Genomic DNA, 18,577 nt, shown 5'->3' on the forward strand with positions numbered 1-18,577 from the left:
CGCCCCCCCCCCCCCCCCCCCCCCCCCCCCCCCCCCCCCCCCCCCCCCCCCCGCCCCGCCCCCCCCCCCCCCCCCGCGCCGGTGCGCGATTTCCCTTCCACCGCACAGTGTGGTCACCCGCTTCCGGCGGAGATCCGACCGAACCCGTCCGTTCATCGACCGTTCACTTCGAACTCCTCGTGCCGCGCGTCAAACGAGTTGCAGGGACTGAAGGATCCGGGGTGACGCGTCGGGGGACGTGCGGAAGGTGGGTTCGTGAAACGCCGGTTGTCGATCGGGCTGGCTGTCGTTCTGGTACTCGCCGTGGTGGGGGTGATCATCTGGGGCCGCTCCGGCGGTGACGCCGAGGCGGGCGGCGGTGACCTCACCGTCGTGCGCGGTGTGATCGGGTCGGAGAAGCAGGCCTTCTTCACCGATCAGCGCGTGGTCGACGCCTTCGCCGAGCACGGCCTGAAGGTCGAGGTCGACACGGCCGGGTCGCGGCAGATCGCGACGACCGTGGACCTCGGGAAGTACGAGTTCGCGTTCCCGTCGTCCTCGCCGGCGGCGCAGAAGATCCAGCGCGACAAGAAGGTCACCACGGTCTACACGCCGTTCCAGTCGCCCTTGGCGATCGCGACCTTCGAACCGATCGTGCAGCTGCTGAGCGCGAACGGCGTGGTGCACAAGGGCGCCGGCGACTACCAGGTGCTCGACATCGCCAAGTACCTGCAGCTCACGCAGACCGGCGCGCGCTGGGACCAGCTGCCGAACAATTCGGCGTACCCCGCGCGCAAGAACGTCCTCGTGACGACCACCGACCCGCGCGAGTCGAACTCCGCCGCGATGTACCTGTCGATCGTTTCCTTCGTGGCCAACGGCAACGCGGTCGTGGCCGGCCCCGACCAGGAGACCAAGGTCCTGCCGCAGGTCTCGAAGCTCTTCCTGGACCAGGGTTACACGCAGAACAGCACCGAGGGACCGTTCGAGGACTACCTCTCCGCCGGTATGGGCAAGACCCCGCTCGCGCTGATCTACGAATCGCAGTACGTCGACCGCCTCGTGCGCCACGACGGGTCCATCCGCCCGGACATGCGGATGCTCTACCCGGCGCCGACGGTCTACTCGAAGCACACCCTCGTCCCCTTCTCGCCCAACGGCGACAAGGTGGGCCAGCTCCTGTCCACCGATCCCGAGCTGGGCAAGCTCGCCGCCACCTTCGGCTTCCGCACCACGAACCCGCAGCTGTTCCGCGACGTCGTCGCCGCGGCGAAGGCGCCGGTGCCCGACGACCTCGTCGACACCGTCGAACCGCCGAGTTTCGAGACCCTGGAACGGATGCTCGACGCGATCCAGAAGCAGTACTGATGGACGAATTCACCCTCACCCCACCCGAACCGGTGGCGGCGGTCCCCGTGGAGCGCGCCGCCGGGCTGATCGCGCTGGGCGACGACACGCGCGCCGAGATCTCCCGTCGCGCCGACGATTTCGCCGCGCGGCTGGAAGCGCTCGACGTCAAATCCCCCGAGTTCACGTCGCTGCTCGACGAGCTCCTCGCCGTCGGTGAAGCGGACATGCGCGCGGCGGCGACGGTCGCCGGCACCCTGCTCGACCGGTCGACGAAGGCCCTGGACTCCGCTCGCGGCGCCGTCGTGGCGCCGCAACAGCAGGTGACCACGAGCCTGTCGGAGCTGCGCCGCACGGTCGCGGAGCTCGACCCGGCGAAGCTGCCGATCACCGGCCGCAAGCTGCTGGGGATCTTCCCGGCCGCGCAGAGCGCCAGGCGCGCTCTCGACCGTTACCGCGCCGCCGGCGAGCCGGTGAACGCGCTGGTCCGCGAGCTCAAGGTGCGCCAGGACGTGCTGCGGCGCGACAACGCGGCGATCAAGGGCGAGCGCGAACGCCTCTGGGTGACGCTGGGCAAACTCGCCGAAGCAGCCGCCTTCGCCGAAGCGGTCGACGGTGCGATCGACCGCCAGGCCGGCGTCTTCGATCTGACGGATCCCGCGCACGCCAACGCGTTGCGCGCCGACATCCTGTACCCGATCCGCCAGCGCCACCAGGACGTGCTCACGCAGCTGGCCGTGAGCGCGCAGGGTTACCTCGCGCTCGACCTGGTGCGCCGCACCAACGACGAGCTGATCCGCGGCGTCGAGCGGGCCGTGACCACCACCGTCTCCGCGCTGCGCGTCGCCCTGCTGGTGAGCGCCGCGCTCGCCAACCAGCGCGACGTGCTCGACGAGGTCGACGCGCTGCAAGCGACCACCAACGGCCTGCTGCGGGCCAACGCCCAGCTGCTGCAGTCGCAGAGCGAGGAGATCCGCAAAGCCTCGCGCGACCCGGCCGTCGCCGTCGACACGCTGCGTGAATCGTTCGACCGCATCTACTCGGCGCTCGACGCGATCGACGGGTTCTCCGCCGATGCCCTGTCGCACATGGCGTCCACTGTGGAGTCGTTGTCCGGGGAGCTGCGCCGCGCCGAGGACCGGCTGCGCCGTTCGCACGAGGGGGAGCTGTGAAGAAACTCGCCGCGCTGGCGCTGGCCGCAGCGCTGCTGGTGACGGGGTGCTCGTCGGGGGGCTCAGACGACCAACCCGAAGCCGGCACGTTGCGCGTCCTCGCGGGCAGTGAGCTCGCGGACATGCAACCGGTGCTCGACGAAGCCGCGAAGGCCACGGGCGTGAAGGTCAAGTTCACCTTCACCGGCACGCTGGAGGGCACCGAGTCGCTCGCCGACGGCAGCCTCGACGGGAGGTACGACGCCGTGTGGTTCTCGTCGAACCGCTACCCGGCGGGCATCCCCGACGCGGCCAAGCGGCTCGGCAACCAGGTGAAGATCATGAGTTCGCCGGTCGTGCTGGGTCTTTCGCAGCCGGTCGCGCAGCGCCTCGGCTGGGACGCGAAGCCGCCGACGTGGGGCGACATCGCCGTGGCGGCGGGGAAGAAGGAGTTCACGTACGGGATGACGGACCCGTCGGCGTCGAACTCCGGGTTCTCCGCGCTCGTCGGCGTCGCGTCCGCGCTGGCCGGCTCCGGCACGGCGATCGACGCGCAGCAGATCACCGCCGTCACGCCGCAGCTCACCCAGTTCTTCAGCGCGCAGCAGCTCTCGGCCGGTTCGTCGGGCTGGCTGTCCGACGCCTTCCAGCGGCGCGCGACCGGGCAGGACCCGGGGCAGAAGGTCGACGGGCTGATCAACTACGAGTCCGTGCTGCTGTCGATGAACTCCTCGGGCAAGCTGCCGCAGCCGCTGAAGCTGATCTACCCGGCCGACGGGGTCGTCACCGCTGACTACCCGCTGACGCTGCTCACCAGCGCGAGCCAGGGCGCGCGCGACGCGCACCAGAAGCTCAGCGACTACCTGCGCACGCCCGCCGCGCAGCAGCGCATCATGCAGGTCACGCAGCGGCGCCCCGTCGTGCCCGGCGTGCAGCTGGGGCAGCAGTTCGCGCCGCGCGACCTCGTCGAGCTGCCGTTCCCGGCGACGCAGCAGGCCGTGGACGCGCTGCTTTCGGCCTACTTCAGCAAGATCCGCCGTCCGTCTCGCACGCTGTACGTGCTGGACACGTCGGGCTCGATGGAGGGCGACCGGATCGAGGCGCTGCGCTCGGCGCTGGCGGGTCTCACGGGCGCGGACACCTCGCTCGTGGGCCGCTACCGGCAGTTCCGCAGCCGCGAGGAGGTGACGATGCTGCCGTTCAACACCGCACCCGGCGAGCCGACGACGTTCACCGTGCCCGAGCAGAACCCGCAGGCGGAGCTGGCGAAGCTCAAGGACTACGCCGAGGGCCTCAAGGCCGGCGGCGGCACCGCGATCTACGACAGCCTCGAGCGCGCGTACCAGGTGATGGAACCCTTGCAGGCCAAGGACCCCGACCGCTTCACGTCGATCGTGCTGATGACCGACGGCCAGAACGAGAACGGCTCGGACCTCGCGGGGTTCAAGGCGGCGTTCGGTTCGCTGCCGCCGGCCATGCGCCAGATCCCGGTGTTCACGGTCCTGTTCGGCGAGGGCAGCGGCGACGAGCTCACCCAGGTCGCCACGATGACCGGCGGCAAGGTCTTCGACGCCCGGAACGTGCAGCTCGCCAGTGTGTTCCAGGAGATTCGCGGATACCAATGAGACGCTGGTTCGGCTCCACCAAGAACCTCTTCGGCTGCGTCGGCGGCCTGATCGGGCTCGTCCTGTACGTGGTCGGGGTGATCGGGCCGCTGTGGCTCGCGGTCGTGGTCGTCGCCGTGCTCTACGCGGCGGGCGCGCTGCTCGCCCCACCGGACAAGGTACGGCTCGTCGTCGATCCGGAAGCCGAGGCGGCGCAGGTGCGCTCGTCGCTGGACGCCCTGGTGCACACGGTCTCCGGGCCCGCCGGCCGGCTTCCCGCGTCCGCTGTGGACGGTGTGCGGCGCGTCGCCGAGATGCTCTCCGACCTGCTCGCCAACCCCGCGCGCCTCGCCGCGAACCCGGACCTCCAGCACCGCGTGCTGCTGCTCGCGCGCACCGATTTGCCGCTCTCGGTGCAGACGTACCTCAACCTGCCGCGCTGGTTCGCGGCCAACCGCGCCGACGCGGGCCACGAGCTGGTGAAACAGCTGGACCTCATCGAGCGCCGCGCGCACCAGCTCGCCGAGGAGTACTACGCGGCCGAGGTCAACCAGCAGAAGGATCAGACCCGCTACCTCGGCGAGGACGCTTAGCGGCGCAGGAATGGCCCACCACGTGGGCAGACGGGGTCAGGGCCCCGAGCCTGAGCCGGATTTTACTGTGCCTGAACCATTGTGTGCTGTGTGATGCAGTGGATTCGCTACTACTGGGGCGAGGACGACGCGACGTGCTACCTCGAAATCGGGGGCGACGGGTGGGCGGTCCGGCACGTCGAGCTGCAAGGTCCTGATCGGCGGCCGGTGACGGCGGCAGCGCTCGACGAAGTGCTGCACATCCGAGACCACGGCGAACTCGCCGACATGCAGGTGTACGAACGTCGTTACGGCGTCCTCGCGGAGGGCGATGTGCGTGGCTGGGACGAGTCCCACCAGGTCGTCGAGATTTCCGGGGCCGAGTTCGAACAGGTGTGGGTGGCAGCTCGCGGCGTGCTGGACGAGGCGGGGCAACGGTGATCGCGTGGTGCCGCCCGGCCAGCCGGGACGGCCGCACAGCGATCACCGAAGGCAGGAGCAAGCGAGCCGGGGGTGTTCGAGTCCGGCCGCCGCGGTCTACCGGCGCAGGAATGGCCCACCACGCGGGTTGTAAGACACGCGTCTCAAGGCTACTGTCGGCCAAGTAAGAAGATCGTCTTACGAAGGGTGCGCCGTGGAAATGCGTCGGGAGCAGGCCGGGGCGACGCGGGAGCTGTTGGTGCGCACGGCGGAGCGGTTGTTCGCCGAGCGGGGGCTGGCGCAGGTGCCGAACCGGCAGATCGTCGAGGCCGCGGGGCAGGCGAACAACTCGGCGCTGGCGTACCACTTCGGCAGCCGGACGGGGCTGATCCGGGCGATCACGCGCTCGCACGTCGAGCCGATCGCCGCGCGGGCGCGGGAGCGCGTGGGGCAGACGCGGCGGTCGAAGGATCCGCGGGACCACGTCGCCAGCCTTGTGCTGCCCTACACCGAGCACCTGGCGAGCCTCGGCAACCCCAGCTGGTGCGCGCGGTTCCTGGCGCAGGTCGTGACGGATCCGGCGCTGGTCGACGAGGCCGAGGGCGTGGATCCCGTGCTGGCGGTCGAATTCGTCGACGGCTCGGCGGCGGTGTGGGAGCACGTCGCGCCCCTGCCGGCGGCGGAGTCGGCGCTGCGCAGCCAGACCGCGCGCGTCGCGGTGATCCACACCTGCGCCGAGCAGGAGCGGCTCGCGGCGAGCACCGGCGTGCCCGCCGACTGGGCACTGGTCGGCGTGGCCCTCACCGACGCGTTGACCGGCTTGCTGACCGCCCCGCGCCACGATCTTCACCCCACTGCGGAAGGACGTTCATGACCAGCGCGAAACCGCCCGCCATGCGCCGCCCGGTCCCACCGGCGATGCTGCGCCGCGGCGGGTGCCCGTTCGACCCGCCGGCGGAGCTCGCCCGGTTCGACGAGCAGGCCCCGCTCACGCGCGTCGAGCTGCTCAACGGCGGCCACGCGTGGGTGGTCACCGGCTACGAGCAGGCTCGCGCGGTGTTCGCCGACACGCGCTTCAGCTCCGACACCGTCCGCAACCGCAGCGCGATGGACCTGCTGCCCGAGGAGGTCGGCGAGCCGCGGTGCCCGGTCGACTTGCCGAAGCGCGAGGACGGCCGGTTCCTGTTCATGGACCCGCCCGAGCACACGCGGCTGCGGCGGCTGCTCACCGGTCAGTTCACCGTCCGGCGCGTGCAGACGCTCGAGGCGCGGATTCGCGACATCGCCGTCGAGCACCTCGAAGCCCTGCGGACGGCCGGAAACGAGGGCGACGTGGTGCCGGCGTTCGCGTTGCCCTTGCCGTCACTGGTGATCTGCGAGCTGCTGGGCGTGGATTACGCCGACCGCGCGGAGTTCCAGGACCACACGTCCGTCGCGTTGAACCTCACCAAACCCGAGGACGAGCGCCGCCGCGCGTCCGAAGCGATCCACGGCTTCATGCGGAAACTGGTGGCGCACAAGCGCGAGCACCCGGCCGACGACCTGTTGTCGGGCCTCATCCACGGCGACGCCGAGCCGCCGCTCACGGAGGAAGAGCTCGTCGACATCGCCACCGTGCTGCTCGGGGCCGGCCACGAGACGACGGCGAACATGCTGGCGCTGGGCACTTTCGCGCTCCTGGAGCACCCGGACCAGCTGGCGCTGGTACGCGAGAACCCCGCGGTGCTCGACCCGGGTGTGGACGAACTGCTGCGCTACCTGTCGATCATCCACATCGGACCGTCACGCGTGGCGACGGAGGACATCACGGTCGCGGACGTGACGATTCCCGCCGGCGACACCGTGCTGATCTCGGTGCCGCAGGCCAACCGCTCGGCCGAGCACTGGCCGCAGCCCGAACGCCTCGACCTCACGCGCCCGCGCACGCCGCACCTGGCCTTCGGGCACGGCGTGCACCAGTGCCTCGGTCAGCAGCTCGCGCGCTCGGAGCTGCGCGTCGGGCTGGCGGAGCTGGTGACGCGGCTGCCCGGGCTGCGGCTCGCGATCGACCCCGCCGACGTGCCGCTGCGCACCGACATGCTCGTGTACGGCGTGCACTCGCTGCCGGTCACCTGGTCCTGAGCCGGGGCACCGTCAGGGTGAGGGCGGCCGTCGTGAGCCACGTCAGCAGGTCGGGCAGCGGGATCCGCGACAGGCGGTCCGGCCACTCGTCGGCGCCGGTGCGGAGCACGAGCTCGTCCTCACCCGGCGTCACGCCGGTGAGGCGCAGGCCCTCCGGCAGCTCGGGCAACGGCAGCACGACGGGCCGGATCCGCCTCGGCGAACGGAATCCCCGCTGTCTGATGTGGAGGGTCGTCGGCGTCAGCACGACGGTGTCCTCGGCGACGGCGGGGATCAGCGTGAGCCGGCCCCAGCCGGGGTGTTTCGCCCAGCGCACCTGGATCCCGTCGGGGCAGGGCGTCGCGACGATGTCCGGGCGCACCGCGGCGACCCGGTCGCGCACGACGTCGCCGGGCACCGTGATGTCGAGTTCGACGACCCGGGGGCTGACGGCGGGCGTCGGCAGGCTGCGCAGGCGGACGTCCTTCGCCAGCACCACGACGCGTCGCAACGGGATGCTGTCCGGCGGGGCCGGCCACTCGACGTCCTCGGCCACCAGCCGCACGTCGCCGACGCGGCCCGTGGCCAGCCGCAGGGAATCGGCGGGGTGGTCGAGTTCGGTGATCGTGAACCGGGCCTCGCCGCCCTTCACCTTCGCCGTGAGGCGGCGGCCCACGAGCTGTTCGGTGACCGTGCGCACGAGCGCCGCCGGGGTGGCGGGCACGTTCGGCAACAAGGAAGCGGCGAGGCCCGCGATTTCGGGAACCACGGCTTCGAACCATCGGCCTTCGGACACCGGGACAGGGTATTCGGCGCGGTTCCCGGTCGCTCTCGGTTGTGGTGTTCGCCGCGTTTTGGATTCCGTTTCCGGAAACGGGTTCAGCCGCGTCAGCGGGCGACGAGACGGGCGATGATCCCGCTCACGACCAGCCAGAACACCGCAGCGAGGCCGTAGTTGAGGATGACGGCGAGATCGCCGTTGCTCACGGGGAACAGGCCGGGGAAGAACAGGGCCAGCGGTTCGGCCAGTGATCGGATGAAGAGGAAGAAGCCGTTCGCCGTGTTGGCGCCGGCGAGCAGCATGACCAGGTAAAGCACTTCGATGAACGCGAACAACCCGCCGATTCCGGTGATCACTCGCGCTGCCGTGTTGGTTCTGGTGGAGCCTCGCCATCTGGACATGCTCGGTAATTCCCACTTCCGAGTGAGCGCGAAACGCGTCATCGGGAAGATTGCGCCGGTTGGCCCACGGTGTCACCGCGGTGGCTAGCCTGGCCACGTGTCCACCGCAGAGAGTGACCTCACGTTCCGCCGGGAAGACTGGTACGCCGAGGAATTCACGGGACGGCGGTTCGAGCGGTGCGAGTTCCACGACGTCGACCTGACCGAAGCCGTCACGCGCGGTGCGGCGTTCGTCGACTGCGTGTTCGGCAACGTCCGCTTCAACGCGTCACAGCACGTGGACACGGCCTTCACCGGGTGCAGCTTCACGCGGTGCAACCTGTTCGACGCGGAGTTCAGCGGCTGCAAGCTCGTCGGCAGCCGGTTCACCGAGTGCGGGCTGCGGCCGCTGCGGGTGCTGGGCGGCGACTGGTCGTTCACGGGGCTGGCGCGGGCGGACCTTCGTGGCGCGAAGTTCCAGGGCGTGCGGATGCGCGAAGCCGAGCTCACCGCGGCCGACTGCACGGGCGCCACGTTCGCCGACGTGGACCTCTCGGGGGCGGAGCTGCTCGACGTGAAGTTCGGCGGGGCCGAGCTGCGGGGCAGCGACCTGTCGGCGCTGGATCCGGTGCGCGCTGAGCTGGGCGGCGCGATCGTGTCCCCTGAACAAGCGACCGTGCTGGTGACCTCGCTGGGCTTGCACGTGCGCGGGTAGGCTGCGGCAGGATCTCTCGGGAGGAGTGGGCGATGGGTGTCATCACGCCTGGGTTCACCGGTCGCGCCCGCGGGGGCGACCCGCGGTTGCCGCCGGGTCAGTACCTCACGGAGGACTTCCCCGTCCTGTCCGCCGGCCCGACGCCGCGCGTGAACCTCGACAAGTGGGAGTTCTCCGTCACCACGGAGAAGGGCGAGAAGCGCTCCTGGTCGTGGCACGAGATGACGGCGCTGCCGAGTGAGAAGTTCACCGTGGACATCCACTGCGTCACGCAGTGGACCAAACTGGACACCCGCTGGCGCGGCGTCCCGGTGGCCACCCTGCTGGGCGACGCCGACACCGAGGCCGACTACGTGATGGCCCGCTCCTACGGCGGGTACACCACGAACATGCCGCTCGCCGACCTGCTCGACGGCCAGGCGTGGGTCGTGTACGAGTACAACGGCAAGCCGCTCTCGCCGGAGCACGGCGGCCCCGCGCGGCTGCTGGTGCCGCACCTGTACTTCTGGAAGTCGGCGAAGTGGGTGCGCGGGCTGCAACTGACCACCAAGGACGAACCCGGGTTCTGGGAAACCGCGGGCTACCACGATTACGGAGACCCATGGCGGGAACAGCGGTATCAGGGCGACTAGCCTGGCGCGTCGCCACGCTGGCGGAGATCCGCCAGGAGACGGCGACGGCCCGCACCCTCGTGCTCGACGTTCCCGGCTGGCCCGGCCACCTGGCGGGCCAGCACGTCGACGTCCGGCTCACCGCGGCCGACGGCTATACCGCCCAGCGCAGCTACTCCGTCGCCGCGCCCGCCGACGGGGACCGGATCGAGCTCACGGTCCAGCGCGTGCCCGGCGGTGAGGTGTCGGAGCACCTCGCCGGCCCGTACGCCGTCGGCGACCCCGTGGAGGTCCGCGGCCCCATCGGCGGCTGGTTCGTGTGGCGCCCGGCCGAGCGCGCGCCCGTCCTGCTCGTCGCCGGCGGGTCCGGCATCGTGCCACTGATGGCCATGGTCCGCGCCCGCCGCGCCGCCGGCAGCCGTGCCCCGTTCCGGCTCGTGTACTCCGTCCGCACCCCGGGGGACCTGTACTACGCCGAAGAGCTGCGCAAGCCCTACGCCGGCCTCGACGTCACGTACGTCTACACCCGCCGGCTCCCCGACGGCGCCCCCCGGCATCCCCCGCCGCATCTCCGTCGCCACCCTCAACACCGCCGGCTGGCCCGCCGACTTCGGCGCCACCTCGTACGTCTGCGGGCCGACCGGGTTCGTCGAAACGGTGGCCGACATCTTGCTCGCACTGGGCCACTCGCCGCACTCGATCCGCACGGAGCGCTTCGGCCCCAGCCGCGACTGACCGCGGAGCGCGGTGCCGGCGGGCCTGATCGGCTCCCGCACGACAGCCGTCGCTGCTGGGGCCGCCGGTCAGGACGGGTCGGGTTTGGCGAGGAGTTCGCGCAGCGTCGCGAGGAGTTCGCGGCGGTCGCCGGCGCCGAGTTTGGCGCGGATGCGCGCCATGTGGTGTTCGACGGTCTTGCCGGAGATGAACAGCTTGCTGCCGGCCTGCTTGTAGGTCAGGCCGTCGACCACCAGGCGTGCGACTTCGAGCTCGCGTTCGCTCAGGGAGCTCAGGCCCGGGGCGGCGCCGGCTTCCGGGGTGGCGGATTCGCGGCGGCCGGTGCCGGCCTGGAACTGGCGGGCGGCTTCCAGCAGCTGGACCATGGCTTTGCGGTCGGACGTGCGGATGGCGGCCTGGCCGGCCAGGCGGGCAGCGTCCCAGCACAGGTCGAGGCCGTGGAGTTCGGCGGCGGCCGCGGAGACCTCGTCGTGGTCGAAGTCGCCGCCCAGGACGGCGATCCAGCACGAGGCGGCGCGCGCGAGGGCGGCGGGGTAGCGGCCGTGGCCGGCGAACTTCGTGAGCACCGCCAGCTGGCGGCCGGCCGTGTCGAGGTTCTCCACGGTGATCGCCGCGTGGAGTTCGTGCCAGCACAGCGAGACCGTCCATAGTGGAGGGTTGTCGAGCCGGTCGAGCATGGCGTGGGCGCGGTCGAGCTGGCGCGCGAGCTTCGCCTGGGCGCCCGTGCGCGCGGCGGCGATCGCGAGTTCACCCAGGGGCAGCAGGGTGAACAGGTCCGTCTGCTGCCGCATCGACGCCTGGTACGCGCGGTCCCACGACTGCTGCAGCCCCACGAGGTCGCTCGCGCGCCGGGCCAGGCCCAGCTCCAGCGTCGCGAAGAACAGTTCGTCGCGGGCTTCCAGGCGGGTGTCCGCCACGGCGTCGCGGTGGGTGGCGGCGGCCGTGAGGTGGCCGCTGGTCATCGCGACCCAGCCGAGCAGCAGCCGGTGCCGCGCGGTCAGCAGGCCGCCGCCGACGTCGCTCGCCAGCGCGCGCTCCAGCGCCGACTCCGCGAGCCCCAGCTCACCCGAGTGCAGCCCGACGAGCGCGGCCAGCGCGGCCGGGCTGTCGGGCAGCGGCGCACCGCCCGACGCGGGTTCCAGCATGGCGGCCGCGCCGACGAGCGCCGACAGCGTCTCCGCGCCGTGGCCGTTCACCGAATCGACGATGCCGCTCGCGGTGCGGGCCACGGCCCCCGCGAACAACGTCGGCGCCACTCCGGGCACGGGCGCGTCGACCAGCTCCCGGGCGGCGGTCAGCTGGCCGGTGCCGGCCAGTGCGATGGCCGCGAACGCGGTCGCCGCGCCGCGTCCGGCCCAGCGGTGCGATTCCGGGGCCGGCGAACCGGTCGCCGAGTCCGCCGCGGCGGCCCAGCGGTACAGCTCCGCGCTGCGCGCCAGCTCTCCGCGGTGCGCCAGCACGGTCGCCGCGATCTCCGCACCGGCCGCTCGCGCTTCGGGGTCGTCGCCGGTCACCATGCCGTCGCCGAGCCGCAGCGCCGTGTCGAGATCACCGGACAACGCGGCGGCGCGCGCCCAGCCCGTCGTCACGGCGGCGTCGCGCGATCCGGCGTCGAACGCGGCTTCGAACAGCCGCGCCGCGAGTTTCGCGTCTCCCGGCAGCGCCTCGCCGGCGGCCGCCGCGAACGCGGCCGCCGCGCTGGCGCCGGAACTCCCGCTGTCCAACAGCGAGCGAGCCAGGTCCAGCACCGGCAACCCGCCGCGCAGCTGCACTTCCACGAGCTGCTGCAGCACCGTCAGGCGCCGCGCCGGCGGTCCGTACGTGCGCACCGCCTCGGCCGCTACGGGCAGCAGGGCGTCGTTGGCGTCGAGCAGACCGGTGGCCCGGGCGCCGTCGACGACCTCGGGCAGCCCGTCGGGCGTCCGGTCGAGCAGGGCGCACAACAGGTCCAGGTTGCGGCTCGCGCCGGCTTCGGCGGCGATGAGGTAGCGCAGCACGTCGTCGTCGAGCTCGGCCAGCTCGGCGCGGAAATCGCCCAGCCGGTCGGTCAGCGTGCGTTCCAGCAGCCGCGGCACCCCGCCGGTGCGCGAGTGCAGCGCGGCCGCGGCCGCGGCGTCGACGAGCCGGCCCGTCAGCTGCCGGGCCAGCGTGCCGACCGCCTCGGCGTCCAGGGGAGGCAGCTGCACCTGTCGTGCGACCGGCTCGGTGAACGCGCGCAACGCTTCCGCGCGCGGGTTCGGCCGGTGCGCCAGCACGACCGGGCCGGCCACCGCCGTGAGTCTCGTCAGCTCCTCGTCGCCGAGCTGATCGGCGTCGTCGACGAACGTCGCGTCGACGCCCGCCTCGCGGCAGCCCGCTTCGAGCGCGCCGAGCAGTGCGCTCTTGCCGTAGCCGCCGGGGGCGACGACGACCAGCCGCAGCGGCGCGTCGGGGGTGGCCGTCAGCTCCGCGAGGAGCAGCCGGGCGACGGGGTGGACGGCTTCGGTGCCGGATTTCGCCAGCAGTGCGTTCAACAGTGACCTTCACCGGTGGGGGCTGCGCCGGCGGGACGGGCGCAGGAGCTGAGAGAGGCGGGGTGGGGTTGGGGGATGCCCTTGTCCGCGGTGGCTTCGTGGGACGTCAGGACGGCGATCAGGACGGAGGAACCGATGGCGAGCACCGCCGCGGCGGCGGCGAGCGGCCGCCACCGGCGGAGGAGTTTCGCGGGCCCTTCGGGCTCGGGGAGCTCGAACGGCGTGATCTCCACCGGCGGCGGGGCGGGACGCTCGGTGAGTTCGGGCCGGCTTTCGACCCGGGGAAGCAAGGTGGTTTCCGCTGCGGGGCGGTCCCGCCGCGTCGGCGGGCTCATCCGCTGGACGGCGAGACTACTGGCTCCGAACGCGGCCGTGAGCGCGGGCTGCGGTCCGGTGAACACGGGGCAGGGGAGCCGGCCCGGCAGCACGCCCGGTCCGGGCTCACCGCAGAACACGATGCCCGCCAACGCGTCCGGCATGACGGAAATGCCGTGGGCGAGCGCGAAAGCGGTGCTCACGGCCGCCGCGGGCGCCACGCCCTCGGTGCTCGTGCGCGCGACCCAGCCGCTCGCCCCGGACGCCGTGGCCAGGGTGACCGTGACGCCGTCCGGGCCGAACTCGCACACAGCGGCCGTCTGGTCGCCGGGTTCGGGCTCGGGGAGGTGGGCGTAGAGCGCGGCGATCGCGCTGGGCACGAGCGTCACGGCCGCGAAGCCGGATTCGCCCAGCGCTCGTCGCAGTAGGTCACGCCGGTAGTTCCCCCAATCACCGGGGTGGGTGATCACGAGGTGGCGCGGTGCTCCTCCCAGTTGTGTGCCCGCGTGTTCGGCGATGCCCTCGACGACGACTGCGGTGAGTGACTCCGGGGAGAACCGCTCACCCGCGACGAACACCGGGACGTCGTCGCCGATGCGACGGTGGAACCCCGTCAGCAACCGGGACGGCGTGCCCGCTCCGGCGTGCGCCGCGGCGTCGCCGGTGAGCAGATAGCCCTCGTCGTCCAGGAACAACGCCGTCGCAGCGGCCGGTGAGCCCTCCCCGAGCCACAGCGGTTCGGGGGCACCCCAGCCGTCGGCTTGCCTGCGGCGCGTGGCGGCGTGGGTCCGGGCGTGGGCGACATCAATGCCGAGCACATAGGGCAACGCCGCTTCCTCCCTTCGTCGCACCGGGACGGGCCAAGGAGCGCAATCCGTACCCCTAGGGGTACGTCATCCTCACCCGTTCGGGTCATCTCGGCAAGCTGGGGTGGGATTTAACCCAACCGAGCCCCCGTATGGATGAGCCCCTAACTCCCTAACGATCTCATATCGACCCCCTAACGGCTGAGCGAGCGGCGACTGGGAGTAAACCCCGATGTGAGCGGGGGTGTCCGGTCCCTAGCTTGATCGCCACTCCCGGCCGTGGACGGCCGGGACATCCCCCGTAATCAACACAACTGGAGATCCCCACATGGACCCGGTGCAGACTCTGCACGACTTCACGCTCACCCTGCTCAACGACCCCACGTCGCTGGCCGCGTTCGCGCAGGACCCGCAGGCCGCGCTCGAGGCCGCCGGGCTCGGCGACATCAACGCCGCCGACGTGCACGAGGTCATGCCGCTGGTGCTCGACACCATCCCGGTCGACGACCTGGGCTCGCTGGGCGGCCTGCCGCAGGCCGGCGACCTGACCGGCGTTCTCGCCGATGGCCCGCAGGGCGCGATCGACCAGCTGCAGGCGCTCACCGCTTCGTTCGGTCTCCCCGGCGTGGCCGTTCCGTCGGTCGGCGACCTCTCGGCGCTGCCGGCCGTCGGCGGCGAGCTGCCGGCCGTGGGCGAGCTGCCCGCGGTGGGCGAGCTGCCTGCCGTCGGTGGCCTGGGCCTCCCGGCCCTGAGCGACCTCCCCGGTGCCAGCGACCTGCAGAACACCGCCGCGGGCGTCACCGCCCTCGCGCAGGACCCGACCGGTGCGTTCTCCTTCGGCAACGACCTCTCGCGCGGCCTGGACTCCGAGGCCGTCAACAAGGTCGGCGGCATCGTCAACGGCGCCGTCGGCCAGGTCGACACGGTCGGCGCCGACGTCAGCAACGCGGTCGGCGCGGCCTCCCCGGTGCACGTCGGCGACCTGCCGGCCGTTGCAGGTGCCGCGGCCCCGGTGGGCGACCTGACCAACAACCTGACCGAGGCCGGCGGCGGCGTCGCGGGCCACGTCAGCGACCTCGCCGGCTCGGTCACGGACCAGGTCGGCAACCTCACCAGCGGCCTCGGCGCCGGTGGCGTGGACCACGCCGTCAGCGGTGTGACCCACGAGGTCGGCGCGCTCACGCACGCGGCTCCGGACCTGGGCTCGTCGGCGTCCGACGCGGGCACCGACGCGCACAGCGGCACCGACGCGGGCGTCGGTGTGGTGCACGACACGGTGTCGACTGTCACCGACCTCGGCCAGCACTCGCTCGGCCTCGACCTCCACGCGGGCGCCGAGACCCCGCACGGCGGCGGCGAGCTGGACCTTCACCTCTGATCTGAGGTCCTAGGGGGTGGCTTCGCGGTCTGGGTGCGACCGCGGAGCCACCACCCGGTTCGCACACTCCTCGTGCACGGGGGAGACTCCTTCGATGTGACCGCTTCCGCTTGGCTCGAAGTGCTCGACGAGGCATTGGACGCCTGCCGGACCCACGGCCGCGAAGACCTGGTGCAGCGCCTGCGCAGACGCCGGGACCGGCCGCCGGGCCACACCCGCATCGCCGTGCTGGGTTTTCCCAAGCAGGGCAAGGGCTACCTCGTGAACGCAGTGCTCAACGCGCCCGTGTGCGCCGTCGGCGACGCGCCGACCCCCGCGGTGCCGGTGGAGATCGGCTTCTCCGCCCAGCCCACCGCGACCCTCGTGGGCCGCGCCGACGAGCGCGTGCCCGTTCCCGTCGAACGCCTCACCGGCGAACTCGGCGCGCGCCCCTCGGGTTCGCTGCGCCGCGTCGAGGTCGGCGTGCCGCGCGAGCTGCTGTCCGCGGGCCTCGTGCTCGTCGACACCCCCGCCATCGGCGACCCGCGCTCGCCGCGCACCGCCGCGGCCCTCGACGTGCTGGCCGACGCCGACGCCGTGGTGCTCGTCTCCGACGCCACCACGCCGCTGGGCCCCGCCGAGGTCGCCCTCGCCCACCACGTGCGCACCTGGGTGCCCCACGTGGTGCTGGCGCTGACCAAGATCGACGTCTGCCCGAGCTGGCGCGCCGTCGCCGAGCGCGACCGCGTGCTGCTGTCGAACGCCGGCATCGACGCGACCGTCGTGCCCGTGTCGGCCACCGTCCGCCTCGCCGCGGCCAAGGCGGGGGACCAGGAGCTCAACGCGCGCTCGGGTTTCCCGCAGCTGCTGTCGTGGATCGCGGAGCAGGCCGCGCGCCCGCCGGAGCACACGAACGCCGTGCTCGCGGCGATGAGCGTGCGGGCCGCGGCCACGGAGCTCGTGGAGGCACTGCGGACGCGCGCCGAGGTGGCCGGGCAGGAAGTCGGCGTGGACCAGACGACGCTGCTGCAGCGTGCGCAGCGCAAGGCCGACGAGCTGCGCAAGCGCAACACCCGCTGGCAGAACCTGCTCGCCGACGAGATCGCCGATCTGCAGTCCGACGCCGAGTTCGACCTGCGTGAGCGCACCCGCAAGATCGTCGAGACCATCGACGAGACCTTCGACCGCGGCGACCCGGTGAAGGTGTGGGACGAGTTCGGGCCGTGGCTCGACAAGACGCTGTCCGAGGCGGTCGAGACCAACTACGCCTTCACCGCCGACCGGGCGGAGTGGATCGCGCAGGCGGTCGCCGTCGCGTTCGGCGAGCAGTACGACCTGCCGGAGCTGCGGCTCGATTCGCCGGGCGCGGAGCTGATGACCGACGTGCGCCGGCCCCGCGTGGAGGGGTTCAAGATCGGCCACAAGCTCTTCACGGGTCTGCGCGGCTCCTACGGTGGTGTGCTGATGTTCGGGCTCGTCACGAGCCTCGCCGGGCTGCCGCTGATCAACCCCGTTTCGCTCGGCGCGGGCGCGGCGTTCGCCGCGAAGACGATCAGCGACGAGAGCGGCATGCGGCTGCAGCGGCGCCAAGCCGTGGCGAAGATGACCGCGCAGCGCCACGTCGACGACGTCTTCCTGCGCTTCTCCAAGGAGTGCCGCGACGCGATCCGCGGCGTGCAGCGGCGGTTGCGCGACCACTTCGCCTCGCTGGCCGAGGACCTCTCGGACCAGCTCGCCCGCGAACGCGAGACGATCATCGCCGGCTCCGCCGAGCGCGAACGGCGGACGGTGCGGCTGCGCCGCGAGATCGAGCGGCTCGCGTCGCTGCACCAGCGCGCGGGTGAGCTGGGCGTGCTCGCGGGCCGCGCCCCGAAGGAGCTGCCGGCGTGACCGACGACGTGCGCGGCCTGCTGGCCGACGCCTGCGCCTTCTACCGCGACAGCCCGCGCGCGGCCGCGTCGCTGCGGGAAGCGCTGGAGCACTTGGACGAACCGCTGCGCGTCGGCGTCACCGGTGCGCCGGGCACGGGCAAGTCGACGCTGGCGGCGGCGCTCGGCGAGCTGCGGGCGCTGCGCGACCTGGCCCTGATCGACGACCCGCCGCCGTCGGTGCTGACCGACGCGACCGTGCGGCTGCTGCGGCACCTGGAGCCCGACGAGCTGGCGAGCGCGCCGGCCGCCGCGCGCTCGGCGTTCGCGCGGCAGACGGCCGTGGACACGGTCCTGGTGCTGGCGCGCGCCGACGAGACGGGCGCCGGCCGCATCGACGCGCTGCTCACGGCCAAGCAGCTCGCGCGCCGAGCGTGGCGCGAGGATCCGTTGTGCAGCGGTTCGCAGGGCGTGATCGCCGTCGCCGGACAGCTCGCGTACGGGGCCCGCATGTTCACCGACGACGAGTTCGAACTGCTCGCCGCGTTCGCCGCCGTGCCACGCGAGGAGATGGAGCGCTACCTGCTGTCGGTCGACGCCTTCACCGACCCGGCGTTCCCGGGGCCGGTGTCCGTGGACACGCGGCGGTCGCTCATGTCGCGCTTCGGGCTGTTCGGCGTGAAGCTGGCGCTCACGCTGATCCGCACCGGCAGCGACAGCCGCGTGAAGCTGTCGACGGAGCTCGTGCGCCGCAGCGGGCTCGGCGAGCTGCGGGACACGATCGCGGGCTGCTTCGCGGCGCGCGCCGAGGCGTTGAAGGCGCGCAGTGCGGTGGTGCGGCTGGAAACCGTGCTGCGCAACGATCCCCGGCCGCAGAGCGACCGGCTGGAAGCGCGCGTCGAGCGCTTCGCGGCGACCGCGCACGACTTCCGCGAGCTGCGGCTGATCGCCGACATCCGCGGCGGGCGCACGGCGTTGTCCGGCGATCCGGCGGAGGAAGCCGTGCGGCTGCTGGGCGCGCAGGGCACGACGCCGGAGGAGCGCCTGGGGTTCGAGGTCGAGACCGACCCGCGCGAGGTCTACGCCGCGGGGGTCGACGCGGTGATGCGGTGGCGGCACGAGGCCGAACGGCCCGACCGCCCGCCGGCGGAACGGGCGGCGGCGCAGGTCGTGGTGCGCAGTGCGGAGGGCGTCCTCGCGCTGTTCGCGTGAGCCTGCCCGGTTTCCGTGACGCGACGTGGCCGGTTTTCGCCTGCCCGGGGAGTTGACGCTCGGCTGTCCTGGTCGCACCATAGAGCACTCTATGGTCCGGCGAAGGGAGCC

General features: G+C 72.4%; 16 protein-coding genes and 1 pseudogene. 13 read left to right on the forward strand and 4 right to left on the reverse strand.

Annotated elements, in window-relative coordinates:
* The first annotated feature begins 255 nt into the window (after positions 1–255).
* The 7 genes from ACIA77_RS19875 to ACIA77_RS19905 all read left to right on the forward strand — a co-directional run bounded on the left by ACIA77_RS19875 (position 256) and on the right by ACIA77_RS19905 (position 7,194).
* Positions 256–1,347 (forward strand): hypothetical protein, encoded by a 1,092-nt coding sequence (locus ACIA77_RS19875; RefSeq protein WP_395887365.1) that lies wholly within the window; start codon positions 256–258, stop codon positions 1,345–1,347.
* Positions 1,347–2,498: a toxic anion resistance protein gene (locus tag ACIA77_RS19880; protein WP_395887366.1), complete on the forward strand. Its 1,152-nt coding sequence runs from the start codon at positions 1,347–1,349 to the stop codon at positions 2,496–2,498. Before ACIA77_RS19875 ends, ACIA77_RS19880 begins: the two co-directional genes overlap by 1 nt.
* Entirely contained in the window at positions 2,495–4,102 is a 1,608-nt protein-coding gene (locus tag ACIA77_RS19885; RefSeq protein WP_395887367.1) for a substrate-binding domain-containing protein, read from the forward strand. Before ACIA77_RS19880 ends, ACIA77_RS19885 begins: the two co-directional genes overlap by 4 nt.
* Positions 4,099–4,674 (forward strand): hypothetical protein, encoded by a 576-nt coding sequence (locus tag ACIA77_RS19890; protein ID WP_395887368.1) that lies wholly within the window; start codon positions 4,099–4,101, stop codon positions 4,672–4,674. The genes ACIA77_RS19885 and ACIA77_RS19890 overlap by 4 nt, the downstream gene beginning before the upstream one ends.
* 90 nt (positions 4,675–4,764) lie before the next feature.
* On the forward strand, positions 4,765–5,094 hold the full coding sequence (locus ACIA77_RS19895) for a hypothetical protein (RefSeq protein WP_395887369.1): 330 nt from the start codon (positions 4,765–4,767) through the stop codon (positions 5,092–5,094).
* 199 nt (positions 5,095–5,293) lie between these two features.
* Positions 5,294–5,947 (forward strand): TetR/AcrR family transcriptional regulator, encoded by a 654-nt coding sequence (locus tag ACIA77_RS19900; protein WP_395887370.1) that lies wholly within the window; start codon positions 5,294–5,296, stop codon positions 5,945–5,947.
* Complete coding sequence (locus tag ACIA77_RS19905; RefSeq protein ID WP_395887371.1) at positions 5,944–7,194, forward strand: cytochrome P450; 1,251 nt, start codon at positions 5,944–5,946, stop codon at positions 7,192–7,194. The genes ACIA77_RS19900 and ACIA77_RS19905 overlap by 4 nt, the downstream gene beginning before the upstream one ends.
* Here ACIA77_RS19905 and ACIA77_RS19910 read toward each other — a convergent pair.
* Positions 7,181–7,969 carry a hypothetical protein gene (locus tag ACIA77_RS19910; RefSeq protein ID WP_395887372.1) on the reverse strand — a complete coding sequence of 263 codons (789 nt, stop codon included), beginning with the start codon at positions 7,967–7,969 and terminating at the stop codon, positions 7,181–7,183. The two genes, ACIA77_RS19905 and ACIA77_RS19910, sit on opposite strands and share 14 nt — an antisense overlap.
* A 92-nt stretch (positions 7,970–8,061) precedes the next feature.
* Positions 8,062–8,355 carry a hypothetical protein gene (locus ACIA77_RS19915; protein WP_395887373.1) on the reverse strand — a complete coding sequence of 98 codons (294 nt, stop codon included), beginning with the start codon at positions 8,353–8,355 and terminating at the stop codon, positions 8,062–8,064.
* A 97-nt stretch (positions 8,356–8,452) separates the two neighbouring features.
* On the opposite strand from ACIA77_RS19915, the gene ACIA77_RS19920 reads away from it, so the two are divergent.
* The 3 genes and pseudogenes from ACIA77_RS19920 to ACIA77_RS19930 form a co-directional block, all read left to right on the forward strand.
* On the forward strand, positions 8,453–9,049 hold the full coding sequence (locus ACIA77_RS19920; RefSeq protein WP_395887374.1) for a pentapeptide repeat-containing protein: 597 nt from the start codon (positions 8,453–8,455) through the stop codon (positions 9,047–9,049).
* 32 nt (positions 9,050–9,081) lie between these two features.
* A complete protein-coding gene (locus ACIA77_RS19925; protein WP_395887375.1) occupies positions 9,082–9,681 on the forward strand; it encodes a sulfite oxidase-like oxidoreductase in 600 nt (199 codons plus the stop codon).
* Positions 9,651–10,094: pseudogene (locus ACIA77_RS19930) on the forward strand (FAD-binding oxidoreductase); the annotation flags it as partial. The gene ACIA77_RS19925 and the pseudogene ACIA77_RS19930, both read left to right, overlap by 31 nt.
* 369 nt (positions 10,095–10,463) lie before the next feature.
* Here the strand turns inward: ACIA77_RS19930 and ACIA77_RS19935 are convergent.
* Positions 10,464–12,908: a LuxR C-terminal-related transcriptional regulator gene (locus ACIA77_RS19935; RefSeq protein ID WP_395887377.1), complete on the reverse strand. Its 2,445-nt coding sequence runs from the start codon at positions 12,906–12,908 to the stop codon at positions 10,464–10,466.
* Positions 12,905–14,050, reverse strand: a complete 1,146-nt coding sequence (locus ACIA77_RS19940; RefSeq protein ID WP_395887378.1) for a molecular chaperone DnaK — start codon at positions 14,048–14,050, stop codon at positions 12,905–12,907. The genes ACIA77_RS19935 and ACIA77_RS19940 overlap by 4 nt, the downstream gene beginning before the upstream one ends.
* Before the next feature lie 307 nt (positions 14,051–14,357).
* Between ACIA77_RS19940 and ACIA77_RS19945 the strand changes: the two genes are divergently transcribed.
* From ACIA77_RS19945 to ACIA77_RS19955, 3 genes are all read left to right on the forward strand, one after another.
* Positions 14,358–15,407, forward strand: coding sequence for an IniB N-terminal domain-containing protein (locus ACIA77_RS19945; RefSeq protein WP_395887379.1), 1,050 nt, complete (start codon positions 14,358–14,360; stop codon positions 15,405–15,407).
* Positions 15,408–15,503: 96 nt separating this feature from the next.
* Complete coding sequence (locus tag ACIA77_RS19950; RefSeq protein WP_395887380.1) at positions 15,504–17,276, forward strand: isoniazid inducible protein IniA; 1,773 nt, start codon at positions 15,504–15,506, stop codon at positions 17,274–17,276.
* A complete protein-coding gene (locus tag ACIA77_RS19955) occupies positions 17,273–18,466 on the forward strand; it encodes a GTPase (protein ID WP_395887381.1) in 1,194 nt (397 codons plus the stop codon). Before ACIA77_RS19950 ends, ACIA77_RS19955 begins: the two co-directional genes overlap by 4 nt.
* Positions 18,467–18,577: the final 111 nt, after the last annotated feature.

The sequence above is a fragment of the Amycolatopsis sp. NPDC051903 genome (assembly GCF_044452505.1).
GTDB lineage: Bacteria > Actinomycetota > Actinomycetes > Mycobacteriales > Pseudonocardiaceae > Amycolatopsis.